This is a genomic window from Lactobacillus apis (assembly GCF_002837055.1).
Taxonomy (GTDB): Bacteria; Bacillota; Bacilli; order Lactobacillales; family Lactobacillaceae; genus Lactobacillus; species Lactobacillus apis.
In genome coordinates, this window is sequence record NZ_PDKP01000027.1 from 1 (window position 1) to 5,585 (window position 5,585).

Genomic DNA, 5,585 nt, shown 5'->3' on the forward strand with positions numbered 1-5,585 from the left:
CTTCGTAATCAGCCATGTCACCAGCAGGTACTGGATCCATTTTGCTTTGTACACCTGGATATTCCTGTGATTGTTTAGAAAAATCACCAGTGTGATAACGTTTTAGCGGATCAGATAAACTATTGTCCATTGTAAAGATCTCCCTTCTTTAGAATCCACCTTCAATTTACAGCGATTCATTTTTTAAAACAAAACATATGCTTATAAAGTATAAACAAATCATATTCTTTGCTACGGGGATTGGTTTGGTTTTACAATGATGGTGTAAAGTACTGTAATCAAGGAGGCTGAGCTTAATGATTAAAGCTTACAAAAAATTCTGGAGTAACATTTTTAACTTTTCTGGCGTTGCTAGTCGAGGCGAATATTGGATTCCAGTTATTATTAACTATATTTTAGGGTTTATTTTGATGGCACTGGTACAACAGATTTTGGGCCACTCCATTGAAGACATCTATACTTGGGGTGACTGGAGTGCCAAAACTGGTTCTCTAATCATTTCATTTATTGTCTGGCTAGCCACACTTTCACTACGTTTCAGACGCTTACACGACTCTAACCACTCCGGTTGGTGGATTTTGATTAATATCCTTCCTTTCATCGGCCAACTATGGTTTGTCATCTTAATGCTTCTACCTTCAAAAGCTAATAACTATGAATAATCAGCATTTCATTTTGCAATAATGAGATAAAAAGTGCAGAACTGCTTTTAACGCATTACTGCACTTTTTCTTTGCTTACTAGTTATTCTTCAAGCACTTTTACCAAAGCATATAAATCCATTCCACCTTCTTCCCTTGCTATAATTAGAAAAAGGAAGCGATTTTTATGCATCTAAAAACTCAACTAGTAAACTGGTCACAAAATTTATTGTATACAAAAACAACACAGCAATTGTTTAAACTGTTTGATCAATCGACTGATCAAATTTCGCAGTTTTGGCATACTTTGCGTTCTACTGAGTATTCATGGAACCTTTCTGGCCTTGAGCAGGTTCAAAGCTTTCTACAATTCTGTGCTAAACATAATGAAAAAATTGCAATCCAGCTAAAGAAGCTTGGTCAAGTATCCAATAAAAGATTAATTCCAATATTTAAAGATCCAACTTTTTTAAAGCTACTTACTAGTAAAATGCAGCTTTCACCGCAAACAACTCAAAAAATTCATACTTTATTAGATCGATTTGCTGGCAATAACAGTAAGATTGAACCTACCAAGTTATTGATAATTGTTTTGTTTATTGCGTTAGGTGTTAAGGTGCCACTGGTTTTGGAAGATTCCGTCAACTTTAAGAACATAGCGTTAGCAGTAACTACTGTGTTAGATTACGTTACAACTGCCATTCAGCTTGCTCAAGCATTTTCACACAAAAAGTCTAAAAACTAATACTAGATTATTCAGTCTTATTAGCAATTCGACATTTAACAGTAATTCTGTGTTTCACATGAAACAGCATCTTTTTTAAGAGCTTTTAATCACACTAAAAGACTTATTACACTCCCAAGAATATATTAAGACCTACCCAAAATGCGACTACAGCCAACGCTATAGTCGCATTTTTATGCTTAGTTAGAATATTTTAATATTCCCTCTTTTAGTCGCCCTAAACCATCTTTAACCATGGCTAAAGGATAAGCGAGATTCATGCGTAGAAAATCATTACCATTACCTCGATAAATACTTCCTGGTGATAAAACTAGTCCTGTTTCCTTATCTAAATATTCTGCTAGCTTTTGCGAATTCGAAGTAATTTGACGCACATCAAGCCAAATTAAATATGTTGCATTACCTGATACCACCTTAATTTCTGGAATATTCTCACTAATAAATTTCTCAGTATAAGCAAAATTATTATTTAATTGCTTCAGTAATGCTTGTAACCAATCATGGCCATGCTCATATGCAGCAATTGTCCCTGGAATAGCCAGTAAATTAGGCTCTGCAAGCTCTTCACTGTTCAGACCACGGTTGACAATCTCACGTAAGTTATCATTTGGCACCACTGCAGTTGCCGCATGTAAAGCCGCAACATTAAAGGTCTTACTTGGTGAGACTAGCGAAATAACACCATCACGTGAAACGCCCTCAACCGAAAAAGCAGGCGTATACCCTGGTCCCTTGCGTACCAAGTCACCATGAATTTCATCAGATAAGAGCACTACGTGATGTTTAAAGCATAAGTCTGCAACCTTCTGAACTTCTTTTTTGCTCCATACTTTACCAATTGGATTATGAGGATTACAAAAAATCATTAAAGTTGTAAGTGGTAAAGCTAATTTCTGTTCAAGATCTTCCCAGTTAATTTCATAGTTTTCACCATCAAATTCCAAGTCACTAGACAAAACATGTCGCCCATTATTTTCAATTGAATTGTAAAAAATATTATAAACGGGTGCTTGAACTAGAACGTTATCACCAATATGTGAAACTCGCCGAACAATCGATGAAATTGCTGGCACTACACCAGTAGTGAAAATCATCCATTCTTGTTGTGGACGGTGTCCATGCTCTTCTGCATACCAATTTGCCACTGCATTAAAATAATCATCTTTAGGCCATTCATAACCGAATACACCTAGTTCAATTTTCTTCTTCATTGCATCAATGATTTCTGGTGCTGTTTTAAAATCCATATCAGCAATTGACATTGGTAGTTCATTTGATGCAACGTCCCACTTAACAGAGTCTGTTTTTCTTCTATCTGGCACATTAACAAAATCGTAATTAGCTCTCATTATTAATCCTTTGGTTCCTGATTCTGATCTGACTGATTTGTGTTCAATTCAATCTTATCACAATCTATCTTTGTATCAGCGGGATCTATTTTTGAGTTATCCATAATTAATTCGCCGATTACAGGAGCAGAAATTTTTCCAGAAATTGGGTTTTTAACACTATCAATTTTCGAAGTCACTTCAGCATCTATATTTGAAACATATTCAAAAGCTAAATCTGTATGCAATAGCTGAGTATCTCTTAACTTTAAATTGTTAATATAATTAAGGCCCTGACTGCTAATAATTTTGCAGTTAATAAACTTAACATTCTCACTATTCCATGCTAAGTACTCTCCATCAATAGTTGAATCATAAACTTTTACGTTTTTACAGTTCCAAAAAGCGTCTTTAGCAACAAAAGTTGAATTATGTACTTCAATGTTTTCTGCACCATCAAAAGCGTAATTGCCAATTATACTGACATGATCTAAGTAAATGTTTTTGCTGTCTTTGCCAAAATAATCGCCGCTAATTTGACTATTAGTAATTTTAAGGCCATCACAGGACCACATAGTCTCTTCCGCATTAGCAAAATGAACATTGTCCAACGTAATTTTTTGTGCCCGTCTAAATAATTTAGGAGCTTGTAAAGAAGAGTTCTTAATAGAAATGTTTTTTGTGTACCAAATGCCACTGCGAGCCATCGTTTCAAAGACAGAATCTTCCACCTCAACATTTTGATCGTACCAGAGTGGATACTTCCATTTAAAAATTGAATCTTTCACTTTAATGTTGTTTGCTTCTTTGAGTGGAGACTCTCCTTGACCAAAAGTGGCACCGTCTACTTCTGCATCTTTAAGTCCAAAAAGGATTCGTTCGCCTTCAAAAAAATGATTTTTAATACTTTTCATTTATTTTCTTTCTCTAAATCACAATATCTATATCTTTTATACACTCAATTATTTAACAAAAAGTATGAAATTAAAAATACCTATTATTAAGCTTACTTAATTACTATTAGTTATTTTGCTACTACGCGTATGTAAAAAGTGGGCCTCAGAGATTATGTCATCTCTAAAGTCCACTTTTTCAATAATTAATCCTCAGTTGTCATTTCTAAGAACTTAGTAAAGCCACCTTTATAATCACGCTTTGTCGCAACTAGTTTTAAAAATTCTTCCTGACTGACGCCTTTAAATTTCAAATATGCTGTTAAGACTTCATAGACATCACCTAATTCTTCAATCAGATTGTCTTCTGTCTTAGCTTCAACAACTTCCTGCGTCTCTTCAATCAACTTATTTTTAAGGGCTGGCTCAATTTCTTCTTTAGGCAGCTCTCGATATGTAGCCTCTGTGGCAAATTCCGGTATCTTATCTCTAACTAATTTTTTCATTTTGCACTCTTTTCAAAATAAATCATTCTTAGTTTCATTAACCTAACCCTATTATATTACTTTTTAAAAAAGTGCTATAAAATTGAGTTATAAAATATTTCCCAGGAAATATTTTTGCCGTACTATCCTATTCATCTTCTGAACTATTTTCCACTTGCTTCAAATGAATAACTAAGTAAAGCCGCTCACTATTATTCAACTTGTAGTTCATTTCTTGATAGAAATAGTCTTGGATCTTTTTAAGTGTAGTCCTTAGTTCAGGAAATTGTTTTAAAAAAGATTCCAATATTTTTTTATTGTCTGGGGAGGCGTCTGAAATATATTTATTATCGCTTTGAATTTGCGTGATTAAAAATCGTAAATGAACTGTTAGTCTTTCTAGTGTTGCAGGCTGTTCAGGATACCCCAAGTCAGAAATAATTATTTGTAAAATCTTACTTAAATGTAAGCTCACATAGTCTTCACCCAACTTTTGATTTTCATTAATCGGACTCATTTCATTTTCAACAAAATGAATTGCAATTAATCCTGCCTCACCTGGAGGTAATTTAACGTTAAAAGCTGTATTAATTCTTTTAACACTTTTTTCTGCCTCTGCATATTCTAAAGGATAAACCTCCTTAACACTGACAAGTGAGGACACATCTTGCTTGCTACTTCTTTTAACTGCAAAGTAGATATGATCTGCAAGGCTAATAACTAAAAACTGATTGAAAGTTGTACTAAGATCCTTTTCTGCATGTTTAATAATATTTTTGGACACAGCTAAATATTCTACTGGAACGTTTTCTAACAAATTTGATAAAGAATTGAGCCACTCTGGATCTTTAATATTTTTAATAAAGGTTTGAACATTTTTGCCTTTTGAGATTTCATCTCCCGGCTGCTTTTTAAAGCCTATTCCTTTGCCAAAAAGAATTGCTTGCTCATGCTTTTCATCACTGACCAAAACAACATTATTATTAAAGACTTTTATTACTTTCATGTCCATTTCCTATTCATCGTCTGATTCATTATCACCGTTATAGTTATTCATATAAACCATTTGGCCTTTTGCTTCTTCAATTAATTCGAAAATTTTGTCATCGGTCAACTGATCAGAAGGATCTAAAACAATCGATAAAGCTAATGCGAGATTTACGCCAGTAATAACCTTTACATGATAGTCTTTAATTAGCTGGCTGCATGTTTGATTGACACTACCACCTAACAAATCGGTTAATAAGAAGACTTGATCTAGTTCATCAAACTTTTTAAGTAATCCGACTAGCTGATTAAGTGGAAATTCATTTTCACCATTCTCATATGCACAAATATAATGTAAGTTTTCTATATCACCCGCAAAAAACTTAATTGTTTCAGTCATTCCTTTTGACATTGTTTTGTGCGAAATAATCACTATTTGTTTCATAACTATGCCTTAAAAATCCCCAGTGCTGCACCAATCATTGCAATAACAATTACCATCAAAA

7 protein-coding genes are annotated in these 5,585 nt (G+C 33.8%); 2 read left to right on the forward strand and 5 right to left on the reverse strand.

Features of this window, described 5'->3' with window-relative positions:
* Positions 1-296 precede the first annotated feature (296 nt).
* Together CRG87_RS07365 and CRG87_RS07370 are read left to right on the forward strand one after the other, a co-directional pair.
* On the forward strand, positions 297-662 hold the full coding sequence (locus CRG87_RS07365; RefSeq protein ID WP_074426202.1) for a DUF805 domain-containing protein: 366 nt from the start codon (positions 297-299) through the stop codon (positions 660-662).
* 166 nt (positions 663-828) lie between these two features.
* Positions 829-1,386 (forward strand): hypothetical protein, encoded by a 558-nt coding sequence (locus CRG87_RS07370; RefSeq protein WP_074426201.1) that lies wholly within the window; start codon positions 829-831, stop codon positions 1,384-1,386.
* Between the two features lie 179 nt (positions 1,387-1,565).
* Here the strand turns inward: CRG87_RS07370 and CRG87_RS07375 are convergent, their stop codons facing one another.
* The 5 genes from CRG87_RS07375 to CRG87_RS07395 all read right to left on the reverse strand — a co-directional run bounded on the left by CRG87_RS07375 (position 1,566) and on the right by CRG87_RS07395 (position 5,524).
* A complete protein-coding gene (locus CRG87_RS07375; RefSeq protein WP_074426200.1) occupies positions 1,566-2,735 on the reverse strand; it encodes a MalY/PatB family protein in 1,170 nt (389 codons plus the stop codon).
* A 2-nt stretch (positions 2,736-2,737) separates the two neighbouring features.
* Positions 2,738-3,628, reverse strand: coding sequence for a DUF3737 family protein (locus CRG87_RS07380; RefSeq protein ID WP_074426199.1), 891 nt, complete (start codon positions 3,626-3,628; stop codon positions 2,738-2,740).
* Positions 3,629-3,813: 185 nt separating this feature from the next.
* The gene (locus tag CRG87_RS07385) at positions 3,814-4,113 is read right to left on the reverse strand and encodes a nucleoside triphosphate pyrophosphohydrolase (protein WP_074426198.1); all 300 of its coding nucleotides are present in this window, start codon (positions 4,111-4,113) and stop codon (positions 3,814-3,816) included.
* A 127-nt stretch (positions 4,114-4,240) separates the two neighbouring features.
* Positions 4,241-5,098 (reverse strand): PRD domain-containing protein, encoded by an 858-nt coding sequence (locus tag CRG87_RS07390; protein WP_074426197.1) that lies wholly within the window; start codon positions 5,096-5,098, stop codon positions 4,241-4,243.
* A 9-nt stretch (positions 5,099-5,107) separates the two neighbouring features.
* Positions 5,108-5,524, reverse strand: a complete 417-nt coding sequence (locus CRG87_RS07395) for a PTS sugar transporter subunit IIA (RefSeq protein ID WP_074426196.1) — start codon at positions 5,522-5,524, stop codon at positions 5,108-5,110.
* Positions 5,525-5,585: the final 61 nt, after the last annotated feature.

Excerpts from the sequence above, each read along its gene's own strand:
- CRG87_RS07365 (WP_074426202.1), top strand. The coding sequence starts at position 297 with ATGATTAAAGCTTACAAAAAATTCTGGAGTAACATTTTTAACTTTTCT.
- CRG87_RS07370 (WP_074426201.1), top strand. The coding sequence starts at position 829 with ATGCATCTAAAAACTCAACTAGTAAACTGGTCACAAAATTTATTGTAT.
- CRG87_RS07375 (WP_074426200.1), bottom strand. The coding sequence starts at position 2,735 with ATGAGAGCTAATTACGATTTTGTTAATGTGCCAGATAGAAGAAAAACA.
- CRG87_RS07380 (WP_074426199.1), bottom strand. The coding sequence starts at position 3,628 with ATGAAAAGTATTAAAAATCATTTTTTTGAAGGCGAACGAATCCTTTTT.
- CRG87_RS07385 (WP_074426198.1), bottom strand. The coding sequence starts at position 4,113 with ATGAAAAAATTAGTTAGAGATAAGATACCGGAATTTGCCACAGAGGCT.
- CRG87_RS07390 (WP_074426197.1), bottom strand. The coding sequence starts at position 5,098 with ATGAAAGTAATAAAAGTCTTTAATAATAATGTTGTTTTGGTCAGTGAT.
- CRG87_RS07395 (WP_074426196.1), bottom strand. The coding sequence starts at position 5,524 with ATGAAACAAATAGTGATTATTTCGCACAAAACAATGTCAAAAGGAATG.